At 67.9% G+C, this 13878-nt stretch carries 16 protein-coding genes; 7 read left to right on the top strand and 9 right to left on the bottom strand.

The features are described from left to right. The first annotated feature begins 38 nt into the window (after positions 1-38). Positions 39-602 carry a rhodanese-like domain-containing protein gene (locus tag EDC82_RS00990; RefSeq protein ID WP_006943561.1) on the top strand — a complete coding sequence of 188 codons (564 nt, stop codon included), beginning with the start codon at positions 39-41 and terminating at the stop codon, positions 600-602. A 43-nt stretch (positions 603-645) separates the two neighbouring features. Further along, positions 646-864: a hypothetical protein gene (locus EDC82_RS00985; RefSeq protein WP_006943529.1), complete on the top strand. Its 219-nt coding sequence runs from the start codon at positions 646-648 to the stop codon at positions 862-864. Positions 865-1150: 286 nt separating this feature from the next. On the opposite strand, the gene EDC82_RS00980 is transcribed toward EDC82_RS00985, so the two are convergent. Together EDC82_RS00980 and EDC82_RS00975 are read right to left on the bottom strand one after the other, a co-directional pair. Beyond that, a complete protein-coding gene (locus EDC82_RS00980) occupies positions 1151-1702 on the bottom strand; it encodes a hypothetical protein (protein ID WP_131940288.1) in 552 nt (183 codons plus the stop codon). Positions 1703-2650: 948 nt separating this feature from the next. After that, positions 2651-3106, bottom strand: a complete 456-nt coding sequence (locus EDC82_RS00975; RefSeq protein WP_131940286.1) for a hypothetical protein — start codon at positions 3104-3106, stop codon at positions 2651-2653. Between the two features lie 179 nt (positions 3107-3285). Here EDC82_RS00975 and EDC82_RS00970 point away from each other — a divergent pair, with 179 nt between their 5' ends. From EDC82_RS00970 to lepB (EDC82_RS00960), 3 genes are all read left to right on the top strand, one after another. Beyond that, positions 3286-3606 (top strand): rhodanese-like domain-containing protein, encoded by a 321-nt coding sequence (locus EDC82_RS00970; RefSeq protein WP_006943527.1) that lies wholly within the window; start codon positions 3286-3288, stop codon positions 3604-3606. Between the two features lies 1 nt (position 3607). Beyond that, positions 3608-4549 carry a signal peptidase I gene (lepB, locus tag EDC82_RS00965; protein ID WP_006943518.1) on the top strand — a complete coding sequence of 314 codons (942 nt, stop codon included), beginning with the start codon at positions 3608-3610 and terminating at the stop codon, positions 4547-4549. A 120-nt stretch (positions 4550-4669) separates the two neighbouring features. Then, positions 4670-5347, top strand: a complete 678-nt coding sequence (gene lepB / locus EDC82_RS00960; RefSeq protein ID WP_160126163.1) for a signal peptidase I — start codon at positions 4670-4672, stop codon at positions 5345-5347. Positions 5348-5511: 164 nt separating this feature from the next. Here lepB (EDC82_RS00960) and EDC82_RS00955 read toward each other — a convergent pair whose 3' ends face one another. The 4 genes from EDC82_RS00955 to EDC82_RS00940 all read right to left on the bottom strand — a co-directional run bounded on the left by EDC82_RS00955 (position 5512) and on the right by EDC82_RS00940 (position 9131). Next, the gene (locus EDC82_RS00955) at positions 5512-6450 is read right to left on the bottom strand and encodes a M15 family metallopeptidase (protein ID WP_082740444.1); all 939 of its coding nucleotides are present in this window, start codon (positions 6448-6450) and stop codon (positions 5512-5514) included. A gap of 274 nt (positions 6451-6724) precedes the next feature. After that, the gene (locus tag EDC82_RS00950; protein WP_006943568.1) at positions 6725-7588 is read right to left on the bottom strand and encodes an Fpg/Nei family DNA glycosylase; all 864 of its coding nucleotides are present in this window, start codon (positions 7586-7588) and stop codon (positions 6725-6727) included. Next, positions 7581-8780 (bottom strand): App1 family protein, encoded by a 1200-nt coding sequence (locus tag EDC82_RS00945; protein ID WP_006943514.1) that lies wholly within the window; start codon positions 8778-8780, stop codon positions 7581-7583. The genes EDC82_RS00950 and EDC82_RS00945 overlap by 8 nt, the downstream gene beginning before the upstream one ends. A gap of 93 nt (positions 8781-8873) precedes the next feature. Further along, complete coding sequence (locus tag EDC82_RS00940; RefSeq protein ID WP_006943508.1) at positions 8874-9131, bottom strand: hypothetical protein; 258 nt, start codon at positions 9129-9131, stop codon at positions 8874-8876. A gap of 252 nt (positions 9132-9383) precedes the next feature. Here EDC82_RS00940 and ppk2 point away from each other — a divergent pair, with 252 nt between their 5' ends. Further along, positions 9384-10415 (top strand): polyphosphate kinase 2, encoded by a 1032-nt coding sequence (gene ppk2, locus EDC82_RS00935; protein WP_062256158.1) that lies wholly within the window; start codon positions 9384-9386, stop codon positions 10413-10415. Positions 10416-10566: 151 nt separating this feature from the next. Here the strand turns inward: ppk2 and EDC82_RS00930 are convergent, their stop codons facing one another. The 3 genes from EDC82_RS00930 to EDC82_RS00920 all read right to left on the bottom strand — a co-directional run bounded on the left by EDC82_RS00930 (position 10567) and on the right by EDC82_RS00920 (position 13240). Continuing rightward, on the bottom strand, positions 10567-11001 hold the full coding sequence (locus tag EDC82_RS00930; RefSeq protein ID WP_040014252.1) for a MarR family winged helix-turn-helix transcriptional regulator: 435 nt from the start codon (positions 10999-11001) through the stop codon (positions 10567-10569). 88 nt (positions 11002-11089) lie between these two features. Continuing rightward, a complete protein-coding gene (locus EDC82_RS00925; protein WP_131940283.1) occupies positions 11090-12580 on the bottom strand; it encodes a long-chain fatty acid--CoA ligase in 1491 nt (496 codons plus the stop codon). 30 nt (positions 12581-12610) lie between these two features. Then, on the bottom strand, positions 12611-13240 hold the full coding sequence (locus EDC82_RS00920; RefSeq protein WP_051805479.1) for a TetR/AcrR family transcriptional regulator: 630 nt from the start codon (positions 13238-13240) through the stop codon (positions 12611-12613). Between the two features lie 63 nt (positions 13241-13303). Between EDC82_RS00920 and EDC82_RS00915 the strand changes: the two genes are divergently transcribed. Further along, positions 13304-13840 carry a hypothetical protein gene (locus tag EDC82_RS00915; protein WP_062256154.1) on the top strand — a complete coding sequence of 179 codons (537 nt, stop codon included), beginning with the start codon at positions 13304-13306 and terminating at the stop codon, positions 13838-13840. The last annotated feature ends 38 nt before the right edge of the window (positions 13841-13878 follow it).

Here is a 13878-nt window from a genome sequence, read left to right as displayed (position 1 = left end):
GGTCGCAGCCGCCGATCCACCACTCAAGGAGATTTCTCATGGCCCTGGCAAACCGCCTCACCCCCGCCGAGCTCGCTGACGCCGTCACGGCCGGCGAGACACTGCTGCTCGACGTGCGCACCCCCGCCGAGTACGGCACTGCGCGCATCCCCGGTTCGATCAACGTGCCGGTCGATCTGATCGAGAAGAACGCCACCGCGATCGGCGCCGGCATCAACCGCGACGCCGTCCTCATCTGTCGCATGGGCCCACGCGCCGAACGCGCCGAACAGGCCCTGGCCAAGGTCGGGGTGCCGCACACGAGCGTCCTCGTCGGCGGTTTCGAGGCCTGGCGCGACGCCGGTCATGACGTCGAGTTCGGCCAGGCCCGCTGGGATCTGGAGCGTCAGGTGCGCCTAGTCGCCGGTTCGCTCGTGGCCACGGGCGTACTCGCCAGCACCGTCGTACCGAAGGCGAAGTGGCTGTCCGGTGCTGTGGGCGGCGGCCTGATGTTCGCCGCGCTGTCGAACACCTGCGCCATGGGCACCATGCTCTCGAAACTGCCTTACAACCGCAGCACGGGCACTCCGAGCGTCTCCGGTGTTCGCAAACAACTCTCATGAGACGCGCCACGCACCGCGTCGCACCTACGCCGAAAGGGCATCCATGAAGGAAACCCTGTTCCACGCCATCGTCATCATCGGCGGCGGTGATGGTGGTATCTCCGTCGCCTCGCGACTACGCCGGGCCGGCGAGGCGGACGTCACCATCACCGAGCCGAGTGGCACTCACGCCCATCAACTGCTGTGGGCCCCCGTCAGGGGCGGCGCGGCACCGTTGATGGAATCACGCCGCCCTGAAGCTGATGTGATGCCCCAGGCGTGACCTGGATCAAGTCGCCCGCGGCCGACGTCGCCCCCCCCCCCCCCGAAGCGAGTAGTGATCCTGGAAAGCGGCGCTCAGGTGGGGTATGACACCCAAGCCGTCGTCCCCGGCCTACAACGCCACCTCGACAGCGTCGAGGTTGATGATCAGGCCCTCGAGTAGGTAGCAGCCGCACTCGAGATCCCCGCCGAAATGGGCGGGGCGTCATGAAACGACGTCAGGGTCTGTCGCATTGAAGAAGAAATTCCGAAGGAGGAATGGGTGCGACGTGAACTTCGAGCAACCATCACAGTGTGCGGAAAGGACCGACCTGTTCGATATCCTGGCCGTTAATGGTGACCATACCACGGCCATTCACGCTCACCGGGTTGGAAAGGGATGCGGTGCAGTTACTTACCCAGCTCAGCGAGGGCACGGTGATGGTTCCATTCACCGGTGCGGGAATCGCGACCTGAAGCTTGGCGAAGTAGCGATAGTACGTGACGCCGTTGTAGGAGTAGGTTTGCGAGTCTTGCTGCACCGCGGACCAGTTTCCTGTCGTTGTGGTGAAACTCAAACCTGAAAGGTTGACGAGAACTGAGGCGTAGACGGCCGTGACAGATGATGTCGGCGAGACGTTCACGATCTGGTAATAGCTCGTGCCGTCATTCTTGCTGTCTACGGTGAGGCGGCGACTGCCTGATGAGCAGCCTGAGCTGGAACGCGTGATGTAGAACGAGCGATTGATGCTGGGGCTGACTTGGGATGCGGCAACGGCGGGCGCGGCCGCGCCAACAGTGATGGCTGGGATGCTCCAGGCGATACCTGCGGCCACTTTGCGGCGAGAGGGCTGGTTCATGGTGGCTCCTGTGGCTCGTCGAGGGGGTGCTGGTTCTGATGCTAGCTCGCCACGCCATAGCCGGGCAATCTATGTGTGCCTGTGAAGACGGTACGTCAACCGTTGGAGGCGCCGACGGAACGGGACCGGCTGAGAAGCGATTCGAGGTGGCCGCGCATGTATCCGCTCCATGGCGCAGTATGGACAGATGCCGCATCGATAGATCAGGGCCTCAACGCGCCTCGTCGTGAGGAGGTTTGCTACCCGGCTGGGCTTGCTGGCACCGTTCGACGGCCCATTCCTGATCGCCCCGGGGGGTGGTTGGACCGGAAAACGGCGTCGACAACCGGAAAGCACGCCACAGAAAGACACCGAAGGCGCCCACATTGCGCCGCGACGTGCCTGCAGCGACGGCACAGTTTCATCCCGCTCCCTCACACGCGGGGCAGGCCGCAGGAACCGTCAGCCACTCGGCTAGGCGTTCAGACCACATCGACTGGGACGCCCAACCTGAGCCACGGCATTCTTCACAGGCACCCACACCCCCACTTTAGGGCCACGAAGACACTTCAATGGTGTGCCCAACTCCAGGTGCCCTGCTCCGCCCCTGAGCCGCTGGGAGCGACGAGGTCGCCAGCGCCGCTCCTTCCGCCCACGCGATGGCCATGCCTGCTCGCTTCGATGACGTGTGCCAGAGCGCCCCCAGCGACTGTAGTCCCCCTACGATCGCCCATGTCATGCTTGATCCATGAATTCATACCCGCAAGTAACGTCATCCGCTGCGGCGCCGACCAGACGGGCGGTCGCCAAGGCTGTCGCCTGGAGCGTCCCAGCCGTCGCCGTCACCGCGCCCGCGCCCGCTGTTGCAGCGAGCCGCCCGTGCGCACCCGTGATGATGGCGTGGTCCGCGATGGGCAGCTCAAGCGTCTCCAGTGGACAAAAGGCAACTGTCGGCGGCACAACGGTGACCTACACGAACACCGGCGCGACCGGAGCGCCGAGAAACTCGACGCTCACGACCGGCAACGTCGGAGGAATCCCGGCAGGACAGGGGCTGGCACTGACCTGCCCCAATGCCACGTCCACCACTGCGCAGACCATCGCCTTCTCATTCAGCTCCCCCGTCACGAACGTGTCCTTGACCATCGCCGACATCGATTGGGACAACTCGGCCTTCCAGGACCGGATCGTCATCAACACCCCCGGGTTCTCCGGGGTCCGGGGGTCGCAGATCACCGGCAGCGGCACGGCGGCTTCCCCATACCAGGCAGTCAGTTCTGTTTCAGGCGGTGTGCCTAACACGTCATCCGCCGGCAACGTCACGGTGACGTGGGCCGGGCCGCTGACGCAGCTTTCGATGACGTACGACCAAGGTGGCATTGTTTCTGGAGGCCCCTTCGTTGCGGTCTCGGGGCTCACGTTCACCCCGACAGTTTGTTGATCTGGTCGGTAGCGCCCTGGAACAAATGCGACCACCGCGTCTTGACCGGCCGCAAGCAGCACACTGCTGGACGCTTTTTGGTGCCTGTGGGCGGCGTGGAAGGCCTGCGTCGGGGCGCGTCACGCCTATGAAGCCCACCCCAAGACGTGAGAGGCTTGCACGCATGAACACCGTGACTCCGAAGGACATTGCTGACGACGCCGTCGTGCTCGACGTTCGTGAGCAGGACGAGTACGACGCCGGTCACGCGCCGCGCGCCATCCACATCCCCCTCGCGGAGCTCCCGGCCCGCGTCGGCGAGCTTCCCGAGGTCGATGGCGACCTCCCCGTCGTCTGCCGCAGCGGCGGCCGCTCGAGTCGCGCCGTGCAATGGCTCGAGGGGCAGGGTCTCGACGTGGCGAACGTCGAGGGCGGCATGAAGCAGTGGCACGCCGACGGCAAGCCGATCCAGGCTGTCGGCGGCGGCGACGCCAACGTCATCTGACGTGAGCGACTCCCCCCTCTCGCGCCGCGCGCGGCGCAACGCCGACCCGCACCCTGCGGCCGAAGACGCTGCCGCCACCGGGTCCGACACGACCTCCTCGACGAGCGACACCCGCGATGGCGCCACGTTCGTCAGCTCCCGCAAAGCCACGTCGGCGCGTTCCTCGCGTGAGGACGCCACGTCCGCCGTCTCCGGCGACGCCACCTCGTTGCGCCCTTCGCGCGACGACGGCGCTACTGCTGCAACGGCATCCGGTGACGACAAGCGTGAGCGCGAGCCACGCTCGGCGGCTCGCACGTGGCTCGACCGCCTCATCCTCGTCGTCGCCGTCTGGGCGATCTGGGCGTTCATCACGACGTTCGTCGTGCAGCCGTTCCGCATCCCGTCCGGTTCGATGGAGAACACGCTGCGGGTCGGCGACCGCATCGTCGTCGCCAAGTGGGCGCCGCGATTCACGGACGTCAAGCGCGGCGACGTCATCGTGTTCAAGGATCCGGGCGACTGGACCGACCCCGTTCCGAGCGGCAACGTCATCACCGGAGGGATCCGCAAGATCGCCGAGGTGACGCACCTGTCCGCGAGCGGCAGCCACCTCGTCAAGCGCGTCGTCGGCGTCGGCGGCGACAAGGTCTCGTGCGAGGGGCCCGGGCAGAAGCTCACCGTCAACGGTGTCGCGATCACCGAGCCGTACCTGAAATCGGGTGTGCAGCCGTGCCAGGACAAGTTCTCCATCACCGTGCCCAAGGACAAGGTGTGGGTCATGGGTGACAACCGCTCGAACTCGGCCGATAGCCGCTACCACGACGACGGCACCGGACGCCTCGGCAGCGTGCCCGTCAGCGACATCACCGGCCGGGGTCTCGCCGTCGTCTGGCCGATCGGCAACATCGCCGGCGGCCACAACGACGAGGACGCCTTCTCGAAGGTGCCCGCCGCCAAGTGATCGGTTCACGCTGAACGATCATTCGCGACGGGGCGCCGCGGCCAGTGATGGCCCGGCGCCTCACCTCGTCTGGCCGTCGGTGCCACGGCTCTCTCAGGCTGGGATGGTGGGATGTCGGGCATGAATCCGAAGCTCGCGGTGTGGCGCGATCGTCTCCTCACGATCGTCATCATCTGGGTGGCATGGGCGCTCATCTCGACGTTTGTCGCCCAGCCGTTCAAGATCCCCAGCGGGTCGATGGAGAACACGCTCGGGGTCGGCGACCGCATCGTCGTCGAGAAGTGGAGCCAGGACGTGAGGCGCGGTGACGTCGTCGTCTTCGCCGACGACCTGCACTGGGAACCCGCGCAGGCCGCACCCACGGGCTGGCGCAAGGCGGTGCGCGATGTCGCGACGGCCACGCACATCGCTGCGGAGGGCAACCACCTCGTCAAGCGCGTCGTCGGCCTGCCCGGCGACGTCGTCAGCTGCTCCGAGCCGAACGCGAAGCTGACGGTCAACGGCGTCGCCGTCGACGAGCCGTACCTGCAGGCCGGGCTCGACGGCTGCGCGCCGAGCCCCGGGCAGGCGAGCAAGTGGAGTATCACCGTGCCGGCCGGGCACATCTGGGTCATGGGCGATCACCGCGACGACTCCGCCGACAGTCGCTCGCACGACGACGGCACCGGACGCCTCGGAAGCGTGCCGCTGAGCGCCGTCACCGGGCGCGCCATCGCCGTCGTCTGGCCCCTCAACCACCTCGCAGGCGGCCACGGCGACGCAGACGCGTTCGCGAAGGTGCCCGCGCCGAAGAAGTGACCTCGGCACGCATTGCTGCCACGATGCGATGGGCTCGCTGGCGGCTCCGAGGGACAACACCACGAGCCATCAATCATGCGGTGCATCGAAGGCAAGCATCGGGGTGCTCTCCGGGGCGGAGAACTCGACATCCGGCGCGGCTTCAGGCAGGCGGCGCCAAGCCGTCAGTATCCCGGCGCGGCGGGCAGGCCGAAGAGTTTTTCGAGCGTCGCGATGTCGCGTCGCGCATGCATGAACGCTGCGACCTCGGGGCCGACGTAACGCAGGTGCCACGGTTCGGGTTCGTAGCCCGTCACAGCGTGCTGGCCCTCGGGGTAGCGCACGACGAAACCGAACTCGTGCGCATGAGCGCCCACCCAGCGACCCACGGGCGTGTCCTTGAATGCGGGCTCGAGCTCGTGCTGACGGTCGACGCCCCGCACGTCGAGGGCCAGGCCAAGCTGGTGCTCGGAGTGGCCGGGGCGCGCGGAGTACGTGTCGGCGGCCTGCTTGCCGTCGCGCGCGGCGTAGGCGTCGTAGACGCGGGCCTGGTCGTCGAAGTCGCGGTGTGCGCTGACGGCTTCGAGCGCGACGTGCTCGCGCTCGGCGCGCGCGAACATCGCGTCGAGAGGCTTGCTCAGCCGTTCGTCGATCATGACGCCGTGCGCCGCGAGGAGCTTCTTCGGCTCGTCCGAACGGGCCAGCGCGAGGCGCTTGTTGACGACGCGCAGCAACGACGAGCGCAGCGCGTCGGGCCGCGTGTCGACGCTCACCGACGTGTCGGGCGCGCTCGGGGTGCTGATGTCGATGCGGCTCACGGCGGAGTGCTTGACGGGCAACGCCACGACGACGACGCCACCTGCGGCGCGTTCGATGGCGACCGCGTCGTCCTGGTGCGCCCACAACTCGCCGTCATGGAGCCGCGCGACGACGGCGGCGACGTTCGGCGTCACGGCGAGGGCTTGCAGGTGCAGGGCGCGCAGCGCGTCCGCGTCAGTGCCGGTGACGAGCGAGGGCGATGTCGTCGATGCCGCCAGCGCCCCGGCCGAACCCGCGATTCCGGCGGCTGCCGCCAGCGCGGCCACGGGTGCGGCGAGGGCCGCGCGGCGCGTCACGTCAGCCATGGCCCTCACCCTTCTTCAAGCCCCGTCGACAACGCCCACGCTCTGGCTGCACACCTGAGTGGGGGACGAACGAAAACGGGAAGACGATCTCGTCGAGGTCACGATATCGTCACGGCGGCATCCGCGTCACACCGGGCGCCGCCCCGGACCCGGCCTCCTGGCACGATGGCGAGTAACTCGCAGGGGGGCGCGCAGTTGGCTGCATACCTTTGAATTACCCGCCATGTTGTGGCCTGCGAACTGACATCACCCGCCAGGCATCTCGCGAGCAGGCTCACTTGAGCAGCTTGCTCATCCGTCGATCGGCGAGCGGCTTGCCGCCCGTCTGACACGTCGCGCAGTACTGCAACGAACGGTCGGCGAACGACACCTCGCGGATGACGTCGCCGCACACCGGGCACGCCTCGCCCGTGCGCCCGTGCACGCGCATCCCGGCGCGTTTGGCGTCCTTGAGATCCTTCGCGGGCTTGCCGGCCGCAGCGTCGACGGCATTCGTCAGGGTCGTGATCAGCGCGTCGTACAGCGTGTCGATCTGCCCGGGCTCGAGCGATGACGTCAACGCGAACGGCGAGAGCTTCGCGACGTGGAGCACCTCGTCCGAGTAAGCGTTGCCGACGCCCGCGATCTCGTTCTGATCACGCAGCAACCCCTTGATCTGCATGCGCCTGCTCGCCACGAGCTGCCCGAACGCCTCGCGGGTGAACTCGGGCGACAGCGGGTCGATGCCGAGCTTCGCGATGCCCGGCACGTCGACGACGTCACGCACGATGTGCACGGCGAGGCGCTTCTGCGTGCCGGCCTCGGTGAGGTCGAAACCGGAGCCGTCGTCGAAGCGCACGCGCAGCGCGATCGGCGACTTGCCGGGCCGCAACACCGTCGTCGGCAGCGCGTCGGACCAGCGCAGCCAGCCGGCACGCGAGAGGTGGAACACGAGCGACAGCCCGCCGCTCGTCTCGAGGGCGATCCACTTGCCGTGGCGGCTGACGGCGTCGACGACGAGCCCCGCGAGCGCCTGCGGTGACGGGTCGAACGTCTTGAGCACGGCGATGGAGGCGAGTTCGACCCCGACGATCGCGCGCCCGACGATGCGCTCGTCGAGAAACCCGACGAGCCCGCTCACCTCTGGCAGCTCAGGCATGAACATGTCTCCTCGCCCGTCGCGCCTGCGGGGCCGCAATGGCGGCGACCGAACCACGCCCCGGATCGACGACCGCGCTCACACGTTCGTGGAGCACGAAACCGTTGGGCCCCTCGAGCCACGGCACGCCCGGCACCCGACCGGCCACGTCGTCCATCTGCAAGGGATGGCCGTGGCTGAGCAGCTGCTGCGCGGGCGTGAGCTGACGGATGGCGATACCCGCGACGTGCTCGGGATAACTGAGCGCGAACTTCTCGTACAACGCCGGGTCGTGCTGGCCATCGTCACCGACGAGGAGCCAGCGGACGTCCGGGAACTCGGACGCGAGACGCCGCAGCCAGCGACGCTTGTGCTCCGGGCCGGAGCGGAACCACGCCGTCTCCGTCGGCCCCCAGTCCGTCAGCAGCAGCGTGCCGCGCGGAAAACCGCTGCGGCGCAGGAAACGCGTGAGAACGGGTTGGGTGTTCCAGGCACCCGTCGACAGGTAGAACATCGGCGCACCCGGGTGCCCCGAGAGCATCGAGCGATAGAACGCCGCCATGCCCGGCACCTCGCGACGCACCGTCTCGCGCACGACGAACGTGTTCCACGCCGCGATGAGCGGGCGCGGCAGCGCCGTGATGAGGGCCGTGTCGTCGATGTCGCTGATGATGCCGAAGCGCGCCTCACCGCTGATGATCTGCATCGCGGCGTGCGTGACGATGCCGTCGCACTCGATCGTCGCCTCGTGCCAGCCGTCGCGCAGGCCGTGGCCGACGACCTCGATGTCGAAGTACCCGCCCCGGTCGGTGTGGCCGACGGCGCGCGCGGCGCCGAGGCTCACCGTCACCTCTTCACCGGTCTGCGGGACGGAGAAGAAGGCCCGGAATCCGCGGCGTACGAGCGAGTCGTCGTGCGCGGCGGGCACGGCGGGCTGGCCGCTCTTGCCCATGACGACGCGGCCCAGCACGACGGCGCGCCCGCCCTCGGGGATGCGGCGCTGACGGCCGCTCGGCTGCCCCGATGCACGCCACGTCTGGGTCTTCGGGCGTGGGGCGCTGACGTAGGGGTTACGCCCCTCGAGTTCGGGGTCGACCGAGCCGAACCCGACGTACGGGAACACGCGCTTGCGCCAGTGACGCCGCTCGAGCAGCGTCGACGTCGAGCTGTTCAGCCGATCCTCGAGGCGGGAGGCGATGTGCGCGCGAGACATGCCACCACCCTATGACCCCGCACCGACAACCGCTGGGCAGCGGCGAGGATACGGGGCCGGGGCGGCGGTGAGCGGTCGATGCTCAGGCGTGGGTCAGGCCTGCGTCTTCGGCAGCGCGGCTTCGACGGTGGGGGTACCCGCGTCCTCGTCGTCCTTCAGCGCCGTGATCTCGCGGACGAGGCGCTCGAACTCGGGCGTGTCGACGGTGACGCCGGCCGCGTCGAGGCCCTCCTGCAGCTTGTCGGCGATCTTCGCGTCGCTCGCGCTGTAGTCCCACGACGTCGCGGTGTCGACGGCGGCCTGCGCGGCCTGGCGTGCGGCCTGCAGCTCTTCGTCGGTGTACGAGTTCATGCTCTGCTCCTTCGCGGTGGGTCGCGTCCGAGCACCTCGGACGCCTGCAGGCCAGTGCACCACGAGCCCGACGTCCGCCGCACCGCCCTTACGGGTGGCCGCCTCCCGCATGATCCGCGGGCAGCATCCGCCCGAATGGCACACGTGTGCTCGCCAGCCTGACGAAGCCGCTGCGTGAACGCGAGGGGACGTTTGACCCATCCTGGCGCCAAACCCTAGCCCTGGGGATGTCATGTCGACCAAAATGGGGGCATGGGAAAGAAGAAGTTCAAGACGCAGGACGAGACCTGGCAGCACAACTACCCGTACGACGTGAAGATGACACGTACGGAGTACGAGTACCTCAAGCGCCAGATGCAGATCGAACTGCTCAAGATGCAGGCGTGGGTCAAGGAGAGTGGCGAGAAGGTCGTCCTCATCTTCGAGGGGCGTGACGCCGCCGGCAAGGGTGGTTCGATCAAGCGCTTCAACGAACACCTCAATCCGCGTGGTGCGCGCACCGTCGCCCTCGACAAGCCGTCCGAGCGCGAGATGGGCCAGTGGTACTTCCAGCGCTACGTCTCGCACCTGCCCACCGCCGGTGAGATCGTCTTCTTCGACCGCTCCTGGTACAACCGCGCCGGCGTCGAGCGCGTCATGGGTTACTGCACCGACGAGCAGTACGACGAGTTCATGCGCACCGCGCCGCAGTTCGAGCAGATGCTGACGGGCTCCGGCATCCACCTGCGCAAGCTGTGGTTCTCCGTCGGCAAGGCCGAGCAGCTGACGCGCTTCGAGAAGCGCCGCACCGACCCGTTGCGTCAGTGGAAGCTGTCGCCCACCGACCTCGCCTCCCTCGACAAGTGGGACGACTACACGAAGGCGAAGGAGGCCATGTTCGAGCACACCGACACCGAGTGGGCCCCGTGGACGGTCATCAAGAGCAACGACAAGAAGCGCGCCCGCGTCGAGGTCATGCGCTACGTGCTCGACTCGCTCGACTACCCGGGCAAGAACACCGACTTCATCCACGCGCCCGACCCGCTCATCGTCGGCCCCGCCAAGCACATCCTCGACGAGGGTGAGGGCGGCTTCCAGGAGGGCTACCCCGACCGTCACGACGGCGGCAAGACGCCGACGCACACGGCCCCGAAGTCGAAGTCGGCTGCCAAGGCGCGCGCCAAGGCCCAAGCCGAGGTCAAGGCGCTCGAGATGCAGCGGGCCGCCGAGTCCATCGCGCGCGGTGACGGCGACAAGTCGGCTGAGCAGAAGTCAGCCGAGGCCAAGGCGGCCGAGGGGCGCTGACGCCGCTCACGCTCGCGCAGGCGAACACGATGGCGGGTAACTCACAGGTAGGCGGGCAACTTCGCGCCTACTCGCGAGTTACCCGCCATCATGACGTTCGGGGTGGGTGGCTCGGGGGTTCGTGACGCCCGGGTCAGGGGGCGACGAGACGTCAGGGTTGAGTGTCGGCGCGCTGCTTCGCGAGGCGTCCCTCGAGGATCTCGAGAGCGGCGTCGAGCGTCGCAAGTTCGTCCTCGCTCATGCCGTCGAGCAGCGGGACGACGACCTCGGCGCGCGCCTCGCGTGCCTTCGTCAGCGTCTCCCGGCCTGCGGGCGTCATCGTGACGAGCGTCGCGCGCCCGTCGCGCGCGTCCTGTGAACGATTGACGAGGCCGAGGCCCTCGAGGCGTTTGACCTGCGTCGTCATCGTCGGTTGAGACGAGTTGTCGGCCGTCGCGAGATCGCCGATGCGTGACGGGCCGAGGTCGTTGATGAGGGAGAGCAGCCGCAGCTGAGCCGCGGGGGCGGGCAGCTGCGCGTGGCGTGACGCCCATCGGTTGAGCCGGGCCACGACGAGCAGCAGACGGTCGCCTCGTGAAGTCGTCATGCTCGCCATCGTAGGACCCGCGGGCGTCTCGAGGGGCGAGGTCAGCGTCACCGCCTCACCCCGACGGGCGGGGTGAGGCGAACATCGTTCACTGCGGCCGCAGTTCGCGCTTGAGAATCTTTCCGGTCGCGCCCTTGGGCAGCGTTTCGATGAACGTCACGTGGCGCGGGTACTTGTACGCGGCGACGCGCTCCTTCGCGAAGGCCTTGACGGCGTCGGCGTCGAGGTTCGAGCCCTCGGTGCGCACGACGAAGGCGGCGACCTCCTCGCCGTAGTGCTCGTCGGGCACACCGACGACGGCGACCTCCGCGATCTCCGGGTGCTCGTACAGCACCTCCTCGACCTCGCGGGGGTAGACGTTGTACCCGCCGCGGATGATCATGTCCTTCGAACGGTCGACGATGAAGTAGAAGCCGTCCTCGTCCTGGCGGGCGAGGTCGCCGGTGTAGAACCAGCCGTCGCGGATGGCCTTTGCCGTCTCCTCCGGCTTGTTCCAGTAGCCCTTCATGATGTTGTGCCCGCGCACGGCGACCTCGCCCACCTCACCGACGGGCAGCGGGTTGCCGTCGAGGTCGGCGACCTTCATCTCGACGCCCTCGATCGGCGTGCCGATCGAACCGGGCTTGCGCTGCGCGTTCGGGTGGTTGAACGACGCGACGGGTGAGGTCTCGCTGAGGCCGTAGCCCTCGAGGATCGTCGCGTCGAAGCGCTCCTCGAACTTGCGCAGCACCTCGACGGGCATCGCCGAACCACCCGAGATGCAGGTGCGCAGCGACGCGAGCTTCACCTCGGGTGCCTTCGCGGCGGCCGCGAGCATCGCCTGGTACATCGTCGGCACGCCCTCGAAGACGGTGACCGAGTCACGCTCGATGATCTCGAGCGCCTTCGTCGGTTCGAAGCGCGGCAGCAGGGTCAGCGTCGCGCCCCTGGAGACGGACACGGCCATCGCGCACGTCAGGCCGAAGACGTGGAACAGCGGCAGGCAGCCCATGACGACGTCGTCGGACGTCACCTCGACGAGCGTGCGCGCCGTGACGTCCTGGTTCTTCTCGAGGTTGTCGTGGGTGAGCTCGGCCCCCTTCGGGCGACCTGTCGTCCCCGAGGTGTAGAGGATGACGGCGGTGTCGCTGCCATCGCGCTCGACGATGTCAAACGTCGGCTCGAACTTCGCGAGCAGGCTCTGCAGCTGATCGTCACCGACCTCGACGAACGTGACGCTCTTCTGCTCGGCCGCCTTGGCCATCTCACCGGCCATGCCGAACGCGAGCTTCACGCCGGCGTCCTCGAAGTAGTAGTCGATCTCGCGCCCCATGAACAGCGGGTTCATCGGCACGAGAACGGCGCCCGCGCGCCACACGCCGTACGCGACGACGGGGAACGCCGGCACGTTGGGCAGGCTGAGCGCGACGCGATCCCCGACGCCGACCCCCTGGTCGGCGAGGAAGGTCGCGAGTCGTTGCGTCGCGTCGTCCAGCTGCGACCACGTCAGCGTGAAGTCGTCGAGCTTGATCGCGACGTCGTCCGGCTGACGCTCGGCGGTGCGCGTGAGGTTGGCGGCGATGTTGAGCTCGTTCGTCATGACGTGATCCTAATCACTCAGCCCGGGTGTTCAGTGACCCGGGTCACGCATGTCCCGAAACCCCGCCGCCGCACCCGTCAGCTGCTCGAGGTGATCCTGCAGCACGTCGAGCGCCCAGTCGCACGGATCATCCGGCCCCTGACGGATGAGTTGCAGCGCCAGCCCGTCGAGCAGGGCGTGCAGACGCCTGGGCTCAGAGTCGGCGCTTCGCGATCCGGCCAGCAGGCCGACCGCGTCGAGGCGGCCGATGACGATGACGCACATCTGGCGCAACGCTTCGTCGGACTTGGTGCACTCCTCGCGCATCTGCGGGTCCGCCAACGCGCTGATGGACAGGGCCAGCCAGACCTCCATCTCGACGCGGCGGTCTTCGTCGAGGGGCAGGACGTGGGTGCACGCCTGCCACGCGAATTCGCGGGCGTCGAGGTCCACTGGCAACGCGCGAAATCGTTCGACCCCGCGCTGGAGCACCAGCTCCAGACAGAATCGGACGAGGCTGCGCTGCGTCGGGAAGGAGCGACGCAGTGAGCCGACCGCGAGATCCGCCTGCGCGGCGACGTTGCGAACGGACAGACCCCGGATTCCCCTGCTACGGAGCACCTCCCATGCCGCCTCTGCGATGGCGATCTCTCTCGCGGCATGATCGATGACCTTCGGCACCCCGCCATCTTAGTACGGTCGTGCTAACTTGTTTTTGGTACAACCGTACTCATTGGGAGGGTCATGATCGTCGCCATCATCGCTGCCTGCGAGATCCTCTTCTGGGTCTTCGTCATTGCGGGCCTGGCCGCGCGCTACCTCCTCGAGCGCCGGCGCCTCGGAGCTGCCCTGCTCGTCATGGCCCCCGTGACCGACCTCGTCCTCCTCGCCGCCACGGCCATCAGCCTGCACCGCGGTGACGCGGCACATCTCGGGCATGCGGTGGCCGCCGTCTACATCGGATTCAGCGTGGCCTACGGCCATCGCATGATCGACTGGTGTGACACACGTTTCGCCCATCGCTTCGCGGCCGGGCCGGCGCCCGTCAAGGCGACCGGGGCGACCTACACCCGCCAGTGCTGGGCCGACGTCGCGCGGACGAGCGTGGCCGCGGCCATCACCTGCACGCTGACGGCGGTACTCATCGCGATCGCAGCCGACACCTCGTCCGCGGGCGCACTTTCGGGCAACTACACGTGGATGGGCGTCATTCTCGGCCTGGACGTGTTGTGGGCCGTCAGCTACACGCTGTGGCCACGACGCGCCTCGAAGAACGGCTGACACCACGCCGAAGGTGGGGCGCAGATCCGGGAGCGCCC

The organism is Dermacoccus sp. SAI-028 (genome assembly GCF_004346775.1).
Lineage (GTDB): Bacteria > Actinomycetota > Actinomycetes > Actinomycetales > Dermatophilaceae > Dermacoccus > Dermacoccus nishinomiyaensis.
Note: the sequence above shows the minus strand (reverse complement) of the source record. Positions and strands in the feature narration are given on the sequence as shown.

What these genes read in the sequence shown, in the direction of transcription:
- EDC82_RS00990 (WP_006943561.1), top strand. Translation starts at nt 39, where the DNA reads ATGGCCCTGGCAAACCGCCTCACCCCCGCCGAGCTCGCTGACGCCGTC.
- EDC82_RS00985 (WP_006943529.1), top strand. Translation starts at nt 646, where the DNA reads ATGAAGGAAACCCTGTTCCACGCCATCGTCATCATCGGCGGCGGTGAT.
- EDC82_RS00980 (WP_131940288.1), bottom strand. Translation starts at nt 1,702, where the DNA reads ATGAACCAGCCCTCTCGCCGCAAAGTGGCCGCAGGTATCGCCTGGAGC.
- EDC82_RS00970 (WP_006943527.1), top strand. Translation starts at nt 3,286, where the DNA reads ATGAACACCGTGACTCCGAAGGACATTGCTGACGACGCCGTCGTGCTC.
- lepB (WP_160126163.1), top strand. Translation starts at nt 4,670, where the DNA reads ATGAATCCGAAGCTCGCGGTGTGGCGCGATCGTCTCCTCACGATCGTC.
- EDC82_RS00955 (WP_082740444.1), bottom strand. Translation starts at nt 6,450, where the DNA reads ATGGCTGACGTGACGCGCCGCGCGGCCCTCGCCGCACCCGTGGCCGCG.
- EDC82_RS00950 (WP_006943568.1), bottom strand. Translation starts at nt 7,588, where the DNA reads ATGCCTGAGCTGCCAGAGGTGAGCGGGCTCGTCGGGTTTCTCGACGAG.
- EDC82_RS00945 (WP_006943514.1), bottom strand. Translation starts at nt 8,780, where the DNA reads ATGTCTCGCGCGCACATCGCCTCCCGCCTCGAGGATCGGCTGAACAGC.
- EDC82_RS00940 (WP_006943508.1), bottom strand. Translation starts at nt 9,131, where the DNA reads ATGAACTCGTACACCGACGAAGAGCTGCAGGCCGCACGCCAGGCCGCG.
- ppk2 (WP_062256158.1), top strand. Translation starts at nt 9,384, where the DNA reads ATGGGAAAGAAGAAGTTCAAGACGCAGGACGAGACCTGGCAGCACAAC.
- EDC82_RS00930 (WP_040014252.1), bottom strand. Translation starts at nt 11,001, where the DNA reads ATGACGACTTCACGAGGCGACCGTCTGCTGCTCGTCGTGGCCCGGCTC.
- EDC82_RS00925 (WP_131940283.1), bottom strand. Translation starts at nt 12,580, where the DNA reads ATGACGAACGAGCTCAACATCGCCGCCAACCTCACGCGCACCGCCGAG.
- EDC82_RS00915 (WP_062256154.1), top strand. Translation starts at nt 13,304, where the DNA reads ATGATCGTCGCCATCATCGCTGCCTGCGAGATCCTCTTCTGGGTCTTC.